14 protein-coding genes are annotated in these 14,590 nt (G+C 57.9%); 6 read left to right on the plus strand and 8 right to left on the minus strand.

Annotated features, from left to right (window positions below):
- Positions 1 to 46: 46 nt before the first annotated feature.
- Entirely contained in the window at positions 47 to 664 is a 618-nt protein-coding gene (locus K3177_RS14710) for a hypothetical protein (protein ID WP_221598828.1), read from the plus strand.
- Between the two features lie 192 nt (positions 665 to 856).
- Here K3177_RS14710 and K3177_RS14715 read toward each other — a convergent pair whose 3' ends face one another.
- From K3177_RS14715 to K3177_RS14735, 5 genes are all read right to left on the minus strand, one after another.
- A complete protein-coding gene (locus K3177_RS14715) occupies positions 857 to 1,123 on the minus strand; it encodes a hypothetical protein (RefSeq protein WP_221598829.1) in 267 nt (88 codons plus the stop codon).
- A 562-nt stretch (positions 1,124 to 1,685) separates the two neighbouring features.
- Positions 1,686 to 2,264 carry a hypothetical protein gene (locus K3177_RS14720; protein WP_221598830.1) on the minus strand — a complete coding sequence of 193 codons (579 nt, stop codon included), beginning with the start codon at positions 2,262 to 2,264 and terminating at the stop codon, positions 1,686 to 1,688.
- A gap of 25 nt (positions 2,265 to 2,289) precedes the next feature.
- Entirely contained in the window at positions 2,290 to 4,374 is a 2,085-nt protein-coding gene (locus K3177_RS14725; protein ID WP_221598831.1) for a hypothetical protein, read from the minus strand.
- Positions 4,364 to 6,289, minus strand: coding sequence for a hypothetical protein (locus tag K3177_RS14730; RefSeq protein WP_221598832.1), 1,926 nt, complete (start codon positions 6,287 to 6,289; stop codon positions 4,364 to 4,366). The genes K3177_RS14725 and K3177_RS14730 overlap by 11 nt, the downstream gene beginning before the upstream one ends.
- Before the next feature lie 25 nt (positions 6,290 to 6,314).
- Positions 6,315 to 7,628 carry a site-specific integrase gene (locus K3177_RS14735; protein ID WP_221598833.1) on the minus strand — a complete coding sequence of 438 codons (1,314 nt, stop codon included), beginning with the start codon at positions 7,626 to 7,628 and terminating at the stop codon, positions 6,315 to 6,317.
- 472 nt (positions 7,629 to 8,100) lie between these two features.
- Here K3177_RS14735 and K3177_RS14740 point away from each other — a divergent pair, with 472 nt between their 5' ends.
- Entirely contained in the window at positions 8,101 to 8,889 is a 789-nt protein-coding gene (locus K3177_RS14740; protein WP_221598834.1) for a hypothetical protein, read from the plus strand.
- Positions 8,890 to 8,937: 48 nt separating this feature from the next.
- On the opposite strand, the gene K3177_RS14745 is transcribed toward K3177_RS14740, so the two are convergent.
- Complete coding sequence (locus tag K3177_RS14745; protein ID WP_221598835.1) at positions 8,938 to 9,435, minus strand: hypothetical protein; 498 nt, start codon at positions 9,433 to 9,435, stop codon at positions 8,938 to 8,940.
- A gap of 222 nt (positions 9,436 to 9,657) precedes the next feature.
- The gene (locus tag K3177_RS14750; protein ID WP_221598836.1) at positions 9,658 to 10,023 is read right to left on the minus strand and encodes a hypothetical protein; all 366 of its coding nucleotides are present in this window, start codon (positions 10,021 to 10,023) and stop codon (positions 9,658 to 9,660) included.
- 72 nt (positions 10,024 to 10,095) lie between these two features.
- On the opposite strand from K3177_RS14750, the gene K3177_RS14755 reads away from it, so the two are divergent.
- The 4 genes from K3177_RS14755 (at position 10,096) to K3177_RS15505 (ending at position 13,367) form a co-directional block, all read left to right on the plus strand.
- Complete coding sequence (locus tag K3177_RS14755) at positions 10,096 to 11,529, plus strand: DUF2779 domain-containing protein (protein WP_221598837.1); 1,434 nt, start codon at positions 10,096 to 10,098, stop codon at positions 11,527 to 11,529.
- A gap of 257 nt (positions 11,530 to 11,786) precedes the next feature.
- Entirely contained in the window at positions 11,787 to 12,647 is an 861-nt protein-coding gene (locus K3177_RS14760) for a hypothetical protein (RefSeq protein WP_221598838.1), read from the plus strand.
- Positions 12,614 to 13,111, plus strand: a complete 498-nt coding sequence (locus K3177_RS14765; RefSeq protein ID WP_221598839.1) for a hypothetical protein — start codon at positions 12,614 to 12,616, stop codon at positions 13,109 to 13,111. The genes K3177_RS14760 and K3177_RS14765 overlap by 34 nt, the downstream gene beginning before the upstream one ends.
- 127 nt (positions 13,112 to 13,238) lie before the next feature.
- Positions 13,239 to 13,367, plus strand: a complete 129-nt coding sequence (locus tag K3177_RS15505; protein ID WP_282099673.1) for a hypothetical protein — start codon at positions 13,239 to 13,241, stop codon at positions 13,365 to 13,367.
- Positions 13,368 to 13,475: 108 nt separating this feature from the next.
- Here K3177_RS15505 and K3177_RS14770 read toward each other — a convergent pair whose 3' ends face one another.
- Entirely contained in the window at positions 13,476 to 14,495 is a 1,020-nt protein-coding gene (locus K3177_RS14770) for a hypothetical protein (protein ID WP_221598840.1), read from the minus strand.
- Between the last annotated feature and the right edge of the window lie 95 nt (positions 14,496 to 14,590).

Below are 14,590 nucleotides of genomic sequence, written 5' to 3' on the forward strand. Positions count from 1 at the left end.
CAAGACCACCGCATTGTATACTTTAATTGATACAAGCGGAGATGCAATGACCGGTTTTTCCCCACTATATAGCGATCATGCTTTCGAAAGCGTGCTTCTTGATGAGGCCCGGCATCGCCACGCCAATGAATTTGCCGCAGCCCTTGCGGCATTGAGTCTCGTGCGTGCGAGCGGTCGTGTCGAGCATTCGCTTCTCGACAAGGCGATAGAGAGACTCGACGGTAACGTTCGGATCGAGCGTCTGTTGCTCAACCCGGGAACTCATGATGTCGGTGTAGCGGTGCTGGATTTGGCATCGCTCCTTTCGAGCACGCGAGTGGAACGCCCGGTTTTCAAGATTCGGCTGGTCGGTCGCGGTCTCGTTGTGGACCTGGGAACGATGAGGTTGATCCTACTCGTAGCGTACGAGCTCATGACTAACGCGATGAAACGTTCGGAGCAGGCTCGACCCATAGCCGTCCGGGTGGCGGCAAAGAACGGCACCGTTCGTCTGACAGTCGTGAATGCAATCGCTGGCACCGCCCACCAGACAACCAATTTTCCCTCCGGCCTGCCTGTGCTGCGCCGATTGGCGGCGGCATGCGGAGGATATGTAGCATGTAAAAAAGATGGTGATCGACACGTGGCACAGGCCTTCTTTCCAATGCCGGAGCGTGAGCGGTAACCATCACCGCATGAAAAAACCCTTCCTAATAGGATACCTCGCTATGCTTACACTATCACTAACGGATCAGAACGAAAGTTCGGAGAATACCGCCCTCAACTGGACTGGGTGCAGTTCGAGCGATGCGCGGCAATTCGTCGTTGATCTCGGCCTTCCTGCCAGCAGTCCGCTCGAATTGATCCTTCATGACGCTCATGGTCCAATCGCCTGGTGCTCGACGATCATCGCTGAAATCATTGCTTGGAACGTAGAGCTCTCTGCGCTTCCTCGCCCGGTGGCGAGACCCAGTTCGTCGAATCCCAGCGGTATGGGGCAACCGTCGACTTCGAAAAAGCAAGTGGCATGAAACCAATTATCGAAAGCATGGGCATAAACCGGCACCGAGAAATGTCGCTCCCCAGCTTGCAAATTCTCGCGGCGTAGTGACGATCCGCCGTGAAATACTCTCTCTTCCGACATTCGGGGCGTTAGCTCCATGGCTGATTTCGAAACCCACTCGGCGAAGATCTGGAGAGCCTGTGCGTTGCTCCGCGAGAGTGGCCAGGCTCTCCGTCAACTCGGAGAGCGACAAGCGTGTGCTTACGTGGATGCTTCGGCGAGCAGCGCCTACCGTGCATTGTCCACTCTCTCTCGGGAACGCAGAATGCGCGAAGTGGCATTCTCGCCGTTGGCCGCTCCGATGGAGATCGTTTTCGAGGACGGTCGTAGGAGCGGGACCTACACCACGGCCCAGGATGAAAGATTCGCGCGGCGAAAACCGGTCGAAGCAGGTATCGGGAGGCGCTTTCCTTGCATACCCGTGCAGGACCTAGGAATAGACGTCATCTCCTCTCCCAGCCTATCGAGCTTCGCTGAAGATGATGTTCAGGCTGCCCTACTTCAGGCCGCTCTGCACACTACAGGTTGGATATCCGACGCACACTCGGCGAGGTGGACCACGTCTCCAAACGGAGCCGGTACCATACTTCGTATCCTCAGGGCAGGCCGACCCGCACCATCCGTCACCGGATATCCAGCCCTTCTACTCGATCTGGATGTCGTCGAGCGTCTCGCCCCGCTTGGATGGCGGCCCCAACGCGGTGCGTAGCTCCGCCAGAAGGATCGACGTCGAATCCGCTGGAACGAGCCTGCCTTGTCTCATGGCCTCGAGCATTTTGGCCAAAAGGGCCTCCAGTCGTCTGTTTCTGGTCTTGAGGGCAACAATCTCTGCTGAAAGTTCCGCGTTAAGGGAGTCGGCCTGCTGAGCGACCTTCCGCAACCATGACAGCTTCTCCTGCCGACGGTTTTCCCTAACCTCATCCTCATTCTCATCAGCAATATCCAGCTCGGGTCGTCGCCGCATAATTTCATCAACGATTACTTCGCGCAATTTGCCGTAGGCGCCCCCTGCGTAGGCTATCGGGGTTTTGGACATACCTGCTCGTCTAGCCACTGCGGCAATGGACAGCCGGCCGCCACCGTCCCTGACCAGGGCGTAGGCCCTCCACATACGGCGCTCACCTATCGACAGCGGGTGATGGTCAGTGGGCCACGGATCGGGGATAGTCCAGCCGTCGTCATCCAACGGATCGATTCCCTTTATTTCATGAACCTCAGACATCCTTGCTCCTGTCACTCATCATGATTCATTCCGAGCCCGGATCGAAGCCCATTTGGCGAAGTCGCCGGGAGGCTGCCAAGGCTAGATCACGCGAGGCGCTCGTCCGCGCCTGGAGACCTTCTGAGGCCGCTGCTCGCATATCGCGCCTCGCGCTCAGCAGTTGACGCATAACAGACGGCCCGTCCCTTCCCAGTTCGAAGCGGTCGTGCGAAGCGGACGGGTCGGAAGGATCACCTGTCCTGAAGACAATACCCTCAATCCCCGCTACTGGCCGCAGTCGTCCCGTCCCGAAAACGGAGGGCTTGGACGAACAGCGCGCCTCCCACAATTCCTCGCGCGTGTGCGATGGAACGACCGCAGGTAGGCGGGATACGACCTGATCGATACTCGCTGCCATCGTTGCCATACCATGCTCGCCGTCCATCAGCTGCCTAGCGAGCATGACGGTCAATCGCGATGTATTCGTCTCGAGCTCCCTTCGAAACTGCGGATCCTTGGTGACATACGATCTCTCGCTCATTTCAGGATTTCCATTCTGCAATTGGTCGTTGATCGGTGACATGAGCGTAGGATCGACGCGGTAGACCAATTGTGCCCAGGTCTTGCGAAGCTGATAGAGCGCGATGCATCCGCCGTTGCTGTCACGATAGCGGGTGAGATCGCGTCCAGCCTCTTCCCCACTGAGATCCGACAGATCCGTTATCCGAGGTAGCGTGCCCCTCACCGAATGGGCCAAAGGGCCCACTGGAAGCGGGACCGTCACCAGCTTGTCTACGCTTGAGGTATCGAATTCGAGGATGAGTAATCCTTCCGCACCTTGCACTGCGAATTCGCGCAATGGAGCGAAGAGCCGTTCGAGCACCCCGAGAGCATGGAGCGCATATGGCTGCGCGTCGTCGCTCGGTGCTAATCCCAAAAGCCAAGTGACGCGCTGCGGCTCACGACGCCCTTTGAACACCGAGCCATGCAGGAGATACTCGGTGAGAAATCCACTCTTGACCGGGCCCTCCGTCACGCATCGGGGCGCAGGCCGATTATGGACTGCGGCTACCCCTCGTACCGTCACCGGACCCGGCCCGCCGAGCAGACCCAGCAACTCGGAAGGCCGACTGCCCACCCCCAGTAGCACCAATACGGCCGCCGCGTCCCTGATCGTATGGACCAGGTGAATGATCGCGGATTGCGCCGTCAACCCTCGCGAAAGCAAATCGCTCCTCCAAGGCGCGTCTTCCCCGTCAATAATGGAGAATTGGAAACCGCAAATTTCCTTTGCGGCCTCGCCAGGTGCCAAACCTCGCCCGATTTCCTCCAGCCATGCGGACACGAGACGGCATACATCGTCCGCCGGCACCCCGAGCATCCGGCGGGCCGACGATACGAGGGGGCGCAGTACGGCGTCAGGTAGCCTCTCGACCGCCTGTTCCGGAAGCTTGCACCTGCTTTTGGCGATCCTTCGCGCGACGTCGTTACCGAAAGGGGCCTTGAATGCGCTGACGTTAGCGAGATCAGCCATCCTATCCGATATCGAGGCGAGGACGATGAAGGCCCGGGCAAAACGTTCGACGGCACCGAAGGTCAATTGGCCATCGCGCCCTATGGGCAATTTCCCTCGCCCTGCGTTGGAGCCCCTCGGGTCCCAGTCACCCAACATGGCGTCGAGCGAACCCTCCTTTATCTGGTCCAACGCCTGTGCGAACGCGTCCAGGAAGACATCGCCACAACCAGGAGCCAGCTGGGAGATCGACGTCAGGCCAAAGTTCGTCATCCAAGCGCCCACCGTTGCGAGCGACTGGCCGAACCTTGCAGCCGTCGCCATTGAACTTCGACGCAGACGTGGATGGGCAACGTCCATGACCGTAGCGAACTTGAGCTCATCCCGTAGTCCTTCGGCGACATGGCTCCAGTCTATCCGCTCGTACAGCCACTCGGATGGCTGCTTCATATCGACCAGCCAGATGCAATCAGCAAACCGCGAGGCTTCCGATACCCATGGGTTCGTCGCACGGAAATCGTCGAGGTGACGGAGATAGCCGCAGCCACCCCAGAGGAGCCAACTCGGCTGCGGCTCGCCACCATGGGTTGCGTCGCGGGAATGTCCATTATCTGACATGCGGCAGCTCCTGAAAAGTAATGAGCGGCAGCATTCGTGCCTCAGCCACGACCTCCGGCGGGAACATCGGCAACCATATCTCGAGGAGTTCGTCCGCCACCGGCGCGTAGGTCAATGCCCAATCGGACAGAGGATTTTCGGCGATCCCGCTTTCTATGCGCTTGAGCAAGGCGATCGCGCGAACAAAGGACCAGGCGGGCCAAGCCGTGTCGATCTCACCGTGAGGGCAGATTGGACAAAGCCCGATGGCCCCGCACAGCCCTCGGTCTGCCCACCCACCGGGTCCATCGAACGGATTGGCACACTTCCATCCGTCCGTCGCCGAGAGAAGATCTGATCCACCCGGACGCGCCAAGGGATCTATAGCCGTCTCTCGCCTTCTATCCTCTACGAGAAGAGCCATCCCGACGGCTTCCCGTCCCCGCCGTCTTGCAGCCGGTCCGAAGTAATGACGCTCGCCCGTTGCCAACGAACGCCAGTTGCCCGCGGCGCGCATGATGACTGGATCCCCGCCGCTCGCCTCGTGCACCACATTGATTCCGAAATCACGGAGCATCGTCGGCGTGAGGTTCGCAATCCCCACCTCGCGACCCAGCCCCTTTGTCTCGCGGCGCAGTAGATGGCAGTCGAGGTGGGCGAAGGACTTCGCTTCGGCAGAAGGTCGCGCGGGCGAGAAGATAAAAAGCTTGTGCGCGAAGGGACCCGCATGCGGCCGAAGAAATTTCGTCCAGCGCTTCAAAAAACCCACTATCGCGCTAGGATTTTCGGCCAGATCGGTTGCAGGGGCATCCACCGGATACGGACTTCGCGCCCGCAGCTTGTACGGCTGACCCTGTATGCGTGGTCCTCCGCCGTCCTCGCTCGCCTCGACGAGTTCGAGCGTATCGAGGTCGAGCATAGCCAGAACCGATGCATTCAGACGTGTTTGCAGTGCCAGCATTACTGCGAACGCCACCATATCCTGAGGCAGCGGGAAGGCGGTCCGGGCAACTCTCTGCCATCCGACCGCCTCGATCTTTTTCCATAGCGCGGGATAATTGGCCCGCAATTCCTTCGGGATTAGCGGACGGAACATGTGAAGATTGCGTAATTCGAAGGCCAGCCGCAGGGTGGCTTCGTCCTCGGGTCCCTGGTTTGAAAATGCTCCGGTGTCCAGCAGGTGATCCAGCTGGTCCTGACGCGCGACTACGGACTGAATCATGGAAGAGCAGTGCTTGATGAGACGCTCGACATCTAAGTCTCCCACCACTTCGTCGTCCTCGACCAGAAGACGACCCTTCTCGTCTTCCACCCAAGTGTGTGACTTCTTCGAAGCGCTATACGTTGGCGCCGTCTCGACATGGTTGCAGCCAGGCACGAGCGCGAAAACCGCCCGTGCCCAATTCAATTCATTCAGCTGATGGGACGTAAGCGGATTGCCATTCAGTCTCTCCATTTCATCTTCTACCCTCGCGAATAGGTCCGAAGGCAGGTGCTCGGGTGCGGTCGCATCCGAGGCAATCGACGGCAGAAGTCGCGCTACTGCCTCGCAGGCTTGAGCGGATTTGCGGCAGGTTTGAGACGCCTTTCCTGTCCCATAACGTGTGAGCGCTTCAAACAGCGCATCTCGGATGGCGCCGCACTTGGTGAGCGACTGCACAAGCGAGCGCTGACGCCCCCCTCGATTGCTTGGATGACCAAAGTCGAAGTAGTGGTCGCCGACCGGATCGACTACAATCACCGGTGGGTCCGCGGCGGTCCTTGGCATACGCGCGCCGAAAACCAACTTCGCACCTTCCTTGCGAAGACGCCTGCCCTTCCCGGACACACGTTTGCGGGTTGCTGACCCCAAGTCAGGAGCCTTAACCTTGCCCGGTCCATCGCTTTCAAACCCGCCATCAGACGACTGAGCAGAACGCCGCTCCTTCTCGGCCAACAAACGGCGCATGGAAGCAGACATATTAGACACCAAGAATCCGCTGGGTCGCATCTTCAGCCATGTCACCGAGCGCGGCTACTCGGCTGCGGTCGGGAAAGAGATAGATGTTCTCCGTCGTCTGTCGGCGTGCATGGCCAAGCCTGAACTGTACGAAAGCGATCGGGTCCCTAGCGGCACTGCCGCCCCGCATCAGGGCCAAATCATACAAGGCGAATGCGCAGGTATGTCGCAAGTCGTGATAACAATGGTCCAGAACGACCATCTGTCGTAAGCCCCCTTCTGGATCCGGCACCCATCTCCTTGTGACCAACCCGAGGCGCTCCTGTACGACGCGAAAGTCACGCTGGATGGTGCTCGCCCGGGTCGGCCGACCGACGAATTGGGTGCCGGAAGCCAGTCCGTTGACAAGCAAGGTCGGCGGCTCCTCGTAGTCACTGCACGCCTCCTTGGCGCGGGAGACGCACGCCGCCCTCTCTTCCCTTACATAGGTCTGCCATTCCAGGATTTGCCGCCCATCGACAAGGACATCCCGCCGGTCTGCACCTTTCGTCCGCCGGATGGGGAATTGGTATTCGAGATCCTGATCCACCACCGTCAACCTCATCACGTCGTCGACATGGATTCCCGTGTTCTCCACAAGCCGCAAACCGAGCCGTCGACCATTCTGGAACGTGAGCCAACTCCGCGATGTGGGCCCTCCGGGGATCCACCGAGATGGATGAACCAGGCTGCCCTCGATCGATGTGATCGTTCGTCTGTCCAGGGGTCGCGTCATGACTCGGCGACGATGGCAACGGGCAACCTCAGGTATTAATTGGCCGTCGCGATCATAGATGCTGTCCACGCCCCACGCCCTCGCCTTTGCAGCGTCCCGGTCCAAGGAGATTTCGCTCAGCCCAACGCCGTTCGTGTGCTGCACGCAACGCCACGCGGCATCGATCACCTGATGGATAGTGCCTTTAGCGAAGGGTTCACCCCTGATGGTAAGACCACCAATCATGGAGCTGACGACGGCGTCGAGGATGTCGTCATCGAGATACTCGTAAGGACGCCCTTCGAGCATCAGCATTTCCGCGATCGGCTTGAGCAGCGCGACGTAGGTGCGATTGGTGTTCTCGCAGAACCTACCCGTCCGGCTTCGTGCGTAGTTCTCGGCGACCGACAAGAGGTAGTCGAAGAAGCCAGGGAGCGGGCGTCGGGTCTCGCCGTCGACTATGAAACGGAAACCTATCGGAAGTGGCGAGTTTCGCGCAATGTCGGCTGGGACCGATGCGATCGACATCTGCATAGCATGAGGGTTGTAAGCCACGATGTCGACGAGCGGATCCATAGTCATTCTCAAATTTCAAGGACCAGTGACATGGTTCTTGAAAAACAGTTTGTGAACAATGCAGATGTAGAGCAGCGAAACAGTCAATCATCACGCGCACAACATTGTAATAGATGGTAATTAGTGGTAGCTTATCTATTGAACGCTTCTTTTTATGAGTGATAATACCTCTTATACGGAACAAAATCGTTCATTTGGCAAATCTCTAAACTCACCTATTAGTCTGTATTACATTCTATTTCGCAGCGCTTACTTTTCATGCCTGCACTTACGGGAAGCGAGACTTCAAGAATCGATCAGTCGGTCTAATCGGTGCCACGCAACCGTTCACCCAGTTGAGATTTTCGCGCGAATATGAGTCTCCCCACTTTGAATGTCGGAAGCGCCCCAGTCTCATGATAGCGATATATCTCCCGCGGCGCGAAACCGGTGTATTCCGCGATTTCCGCGGCGCCTCTTAGAAGATCGTCCTTCAACAATGTATTTTCCTTTCAGACATATTTATGTCCGAGATATGCGGTTCCTGACTATAGTTGTCAATAGATACATTTGTGTCCATGAGGGGCGTATGCCCAGATCGAACCTTCAAGAGCCCACTAAAAAATCACCGGAAGTCCGCCTTCCGGCTAGGGTAGCGTTGCAGGTAATCGCCGCGGGTCTGGCACTGATGAAGCCGATGACGACATCCGCACCTGCGCCTGAAGTTCCGAAAGAACTGTCCTGGCGATTGAAGCAGATCCAGCGGCAAGACTGGCCTGCGACGATTGTAGACGATCCAGAATTGCGGCGAGGTTACACTGTGAAGCAGATTCTCCGCCTCGTCGCGGCGATGGCAATGCTGGACGCCGGCCTCGGCCCGACCGCGTCAGTGTCCATCTCGCGTGACAACGAGAACACGCTTCTTGCCATAATGCAAACATGCATCGGGTCGCGGGCCATGCCGCACGATACGTCGTCACCACGCTTCGGCGTGCTGCAGCCTAGTCTTCTACGTGCGAACTCCGATCAATCCGAACATCTCATCTTACCGATGAGCCGCGAAGCAATTTGCGCCCAACTGTCCCGCAACCTGTCAGAACGCCCTATCGTAGTCGTGGACTTCGGCGGTATTGCCGCGAAAGCGATCATGGCTTGGGAAGCGAGCGAAATTCCAGTCCCGAGGGCGTCGCTCGACGCAATACTTGTCGACGGCTTCAGGGAGTTCAGGGCCGGTCGGGGTCACGTCAAGATACAAGCTCGCAAGGGGGACCGCTACGCATCATCGTAGGATTTCAACGGCCCCCATTCCAACCGGTAATGAACGGCTCGATCTGGATCAGGGCGTCGCCAGGTTGGTATCGCATATTTCGACGCTGCGCGAATTGCAGGTCAAGATCGATATCGAATCCCGGCCCAGATCCACCACTCTTATGTCGGAGACCTTATAATGCCCGCGCGAGAGATGGGTGATCGACACCATCTCCTCGAGAGGTCGACCGATCCTTCCTATGATGGCGTTGGGTGGACGGAGGCGCACAAAAACCTCGAACTTCTCTGGCAGGCAATCTATCCAGCAACCGTCAATGAGCGGCACCTCACCGACTAACGTGCCCCCAATGGAATAGAGATACGGACACTTCGGCTCGACAATTGGAGAGGTCTTCCGCAACGCGGACAGGAGTTCCGACGGGATCGGTTTGGCAAACTCGCAACTAGCAAGATGTTCGCGCACGCATGCGCCAAGGGCATGAATGCCTGCATCGACGAGAAGAGCTATCGGCTCGGCTACCTTCTTGATGTCGCTTTCTGAATTAGTGTTGATGTCGTGTTTCACGCGCGCTCCAAAACACCCCTCGAAGAGCGAACTCACATAAGCCGGGGAAGGCTTGCCTGCGAGAGCTCAACAAGAACGGTCGCAAGCTGAATGTAATACGACATCATATGGGTCCCGTCCTGCATTCAAAGCTCCCGTATCCGCTCGAAAGCGTTGGCTATGGCTTCAAACGGATCAACCCGGCCTCGCCTCTTCGGGACTTCCGGTGCCTCACTCAGGCGATCAGTTGCGGTAGGTGGAGCGTTCGACAGCGCTACATATTTCGCCGATCAATTTCGGCTCCTCCAGCATCGCCCGGAGCGGTGACACCCCGATTCCGAGCGCCTCTGGAGAACGCAGCCAGACCTTCGCGTCCTCACCCATTCCATGCCGCAACAGGCTAAGGGTCGCATGGAGCTGCCGAGCCGTTTTCTCCGTGAGCGCATTCCGGACGCAGGCCCTGACCGGCCACCGTCCGATCAGCTGGCGAAGCTCGACCTCCGAGAGTCCGCAGTCCGCCGCCTTCACGGCGAGTTCTTCAAGCATCACCTCGAACTCCCTTCTTGCGAAACGAAGCAGCTCGGAACCAGATTGACCTTCGTTGGACATGGCCTTCTCCACATGTATCAATTAAAGTATACTTTCTCTTGTGGAACGGGTTCCCGGGAGCTATGAGAGGTCATGACGAGAGATAACTCCGGCGCCTCGCAGACGCTCCTAACCAAATCCGAATTTCTGTCCTTCCGCGAATGCGGGAAGTCTGCCTGGCTGCGCCGAAACCGGCCCGGCGCCGTCGACTGGCCTCCACCCAGCGAGTTCGATCGCCTTCTCATGCGCGAAGACTACCGGGTAGAAGCGATTGCCCGCAGAATGCTGGTGGACGGCCCGGGAGGAGAACTGTTCGACTTCCAGGTAGAATTCATCGAAGGGACCTGCCTCGCCCGCGCCGATGCCGTAAAGAGGTTCCCGGATGGAAGCATCGAGATCTTCGAGGTCAAGTCATCGACATCGCCGGCGGAACACATCGTCGATGCATGTTTCCAGCGGATCATAGCGGAGCGCGCCGGCTTCTCTGTCAGAGCTGTCCATATAATCCACGTGAACCCGGACTACCGGCGGAAAGGTGACGTCGATGCCAGCGCTTTGCTGATCATCGAATCCGTCGACGATGCGATCGCGGCAATCCGCGAAGAGATCGAGAACAGTCTCGACACGGCGCTCGAATATCTCGGGCTGGACACGATCGACGAAAGTGGGTGCGAGTGCATCCGAAAGTCGCGGGCCCAATGGTGCGCCGCCTTCACCCACTTCAACCGCAACCTCCCCGATCCTAGCGTCCACGTCCTTCCGCGCATGACGGGCAACAGGCTGTTCAGGCTAATGGACGAGGGTCGCCTCAGCATTCACGACCTCGACGATACGGATGTCACCCCCTCGCAGCTCCCGGTATTGGCCGCGCTCAAGACGGGTCAGCCGCAGATCGACCGCGAGCGGCTGAAGATGTTTGTCTCCGGTCTCGCGTATCCCCTGTACATGTATGATTATGAAACCGCGGCCGGCGCGGTTCCCATGGCCGATGGCCACGGACCGCATGAACAGATCCCGGTCCAATGGTCATGCCATGTCGTGGACGAGCAGGGAGAGTACGATCACTCTGAATTCCTCGCGAAACGTCACGGGCAGGAAGGCGAACTGGTCGCCTCGCTGCGGAACGCGATCGGTGACACCGGCAACCTGATGGTCTGGAACGCCTCCTTCGAGAAGGCCTGCAACCGCCGCCTCGCGAGACTCCTTCCGCAGTACGCCGAATACCTGGAAGATCTCAACGACCGCACGGTCGATCTGATGGACGTCTTCAAGGCGCATTACGTTCACCCAGATTTCTGCGGATCGGTTTCGATCAAGCGCGTGCTGCCGGTATTGTGTCCCGAGCTCGCTTATTCGGAGACCGAAGTTCACGACGGCACCGGCGCTATCCTCGCGTTCACGGAGATGGCCGAAAGCACCGACCCCGTCCGCAGTGCGGAGCTTCGTCGACAACTTCTGGCCTACTGCAAGCTCGACACCTTCGCGATGGTCTCGATCTTCCAACGCATACAGGCGGCCTGCACCTGAGGGGCTAGGACGGCGCTCGAAAGGCAGAACTTCATCAGGCTGGCCGCCGTCCGCGCCGTCCAGACCGGGAAGGCATTCTACTTGGTAGTGACGCCGTTCGCGACATCCGTAAGACTGCTTCGGACCGGTCGTCGATCCATCGTCGGCCGGGGCCGCGAAATTCACGGTCTGGGGATTATAGCCCCAGACTGTTGTCTTGTGTGCCCCGCCGACCGAATGATGATTTAAATCATGAATAAAGAAGTCTTTGAGATCCGATGACGGTAATCCTGAACAAGACCCAATGGCTGGCGAGGGTATCCGTCATCGCGCAAATAAAGACCCCAGCGTCGGAGCTTGATCACCACATTTTGCGGGATCGGCTAGCGGAGTGCGACGCGGTCATGCGCGCGGCTCCCTTCAACCTGCGCAATGATTTCGGGGAGTTCAGGGAGGATGATTTGCAGAAGGCGGCTCGACAGCACGCCTCAGCGATCGAAGCCAAGGGCATCCATTGGCCACGACCGCGATACGCTCGCGTCCATGCCCATTTCGATTTGGCCGTCCACATCCGCGCGATCGATGAGCTCCTGCGAGACTACGATTTGAGGAATCATGCGGTCACCAGAAATCCCAAGCGCTGGAAGGATAGCGCTGGCATGACCTACGTCATTCCAACGCGGAGACCCCGCCCTCTGGATGCGAGGGCTGGAGACGGCTTCCGCGCCGGCTACAACAAGCGAGGAACGATCCGCCATCGGGTTGTGCCCGCAGAGGTAGATGGACTTCCAGTCAAGGTGGTGATCTCGGGGAAGCTCGGAATGAGCCGCGCTCATCGCCCTATCCAAGGTGGCGGAGCCGTATTTCCGGGCCTGGAGCTCGATTGCGAGAAGAAGAATCAACGCTTCATCGTTACCGGGATCCGGTGCGGTGATGTTGCCCGGACAATCCGCGATCAAATCTCAGCGCTCACAGATTGCCACCTTCTCGTCTGGCCGGAGCTCACCATCGATGATGACGCTTTGAAGGCGATGTCGAAGTCGCTCAAGGGCGCAAGCCGCTCGTCCGTCCAAGCACGATCTATGCGAAAGCGTACAATGAGGTCGTGGCCAGCGCGCGCCTCGCGGACCTGCGTCTGATTTCCAGCCGAAGCGAAGTGAAGCCCGAAGCGCTCGAGGGCGACCGGTCCGACTGGGAATTGAAAGCCGGTGACGAACTCGTCGACTGGAAATTCGAGCACGACAAAGGCAGATTGAGGGCCAGGATTTCATTCAAGGCGGAATGTATTGATGGCAGAAAGAAGCCAATAGTCGTAAAAGGGGACTATCTGGTGGTCTACCACGTCGAAGGAGAAGTCGATGCGGCGTCCGCAAACCTGTTCGTAGCGCGGGTGGCTCGCTTCGCCTGCTATCCATATTTCAGGACACTGTTCGCGACGCTCCTCGGACAGTCGAACATCGTACTGCCGCCGCTGCCGGTACTCAAGGAGGTCCCTCGGCGCATCACCCGCCAGGAGGCAACGAGCTCAAGGGTCACCAAAACGACGATGAAGCCTTCCAAGAAGGTCGCGAAACGTCCTAGCCGCGCCCGCGGTCAATCCTAGGTTGCATACAGAGCAAAGAGATGACGTGCCGGATGGCACATAACCATCAACGTTCGGATCGTGGGGCGCGAATTCGGTGTTCCTAGTCACTCGTTATAGTTATCATGCTCACTAACGGAGTTTGGCCATGTCTCGGCAAGTGAATGTGATCGCTTTCATAAAGCCAAAGTACGCCCATCTCGACGATGCTCGAGAAGCCATGAGCGGCATCATGGATGCCAAACCTGCCGAACCGGGCTGCATCGAATCCGTCTGAGCGAGGACATGGAGGAAGGTGTCCTCTACCTCAACGAGGAACGGCGCGACCCGGACGGGCTCGCTGCATTGCGGATGGCTCAACATACCCCGGTTGCATTCTTCGCCCTCAAAAAGCTCGGACGTCAAACTCGACCTTGGGCATCTCTATTTCCAGCAGAATATACCCCTTCCCACTTTGCACCCTTTCAATGATCGCGTCGAATTCTAGCCCTTCGATCTGTAGCAATGTGCTCAGGGGGCGCCCTGCACTGGACGAAAGCGTCGTCGCAGGAAGGTCGAACGAGCTGGAAATCATGACTCTCTTGCCATCAATCCAGCATCGCCCCATTTGCATTTCCAACGAACACTCGAGCGTTCCTCTGGACCAGTAGAAACTCCCCCCGGAAAATGGAAGCGAAGGATCAACCGACCTGAATGGATGATCACAAAGCTCAAAGCTTATCGCTCCACTTTCCGGACTCAAACCGGCGAGTTTGAGAACGCGGAATGCGAGATCGGTCATCGTCGCTTGAAAACACTTCGTACCATCGACCGTCAGAGCCGCGAAGTTGCGATCATGTTCTCGCAGGTCAAATTCAACCGCATGAATCAACTCTTCGATGTCGGAAGCAATCCTCCTCGATCGGGTTTTCGAAAAGTCGCCCCTGAGCTGAACAAACTCTGCATGAAGAAGTAGCTCGTCATGGGGTCCTGCCACAAAATCCAGCCGCTCCAAGGAAGCTTCTGGCCTCTCCGAGAACCGAGACTGGAGATCGCTGTAGGTATCCATCCAGATACGGTCGTACATTTCCGCATCCGCGAGCATCAATCCGATCGATCTAGCCAGTGTCGCTTCAATTGAGGGCTCATCGGGTTCCGACTGGCTATCTATCGGCAGAAGGAGTCGGGGGCCGAATCCAGAGGTCTGTTGGCAGTCGAGAACACTTACGGCGATATTTTTGAATCCGTAACCGCCCGTGAGGTCCATGGGGAAGGACTGCTCGAAACCCATCCGACGCAGGACGTTGCGGAACGCTTCCTCATGTCGACATGCATTCGCCCAAGTCGCCCCAGCGTCCATCTGATCATCGAGGAACTCGATCTTTTGGACAGGTGCTGATTCTATCAATATACGCGAACTGGACATGATGACGCCTCTACCGGGAAGAACTTACAACGGCTTATAGGATGCTGAATACAGCCGTCCCTAGCACCTTTAGGATAGAGTTCATGGCGTCCACT

This window comes from Qipengyuania pacifica (assembly GCF_019711555.1).
Lineage (GTDB): Bacteria > Pseudomonadota > Alphaproteobacteria > Sphingomonadales > Sphingomonadaceae > Qipengyuania > Qipengyuania pacifica.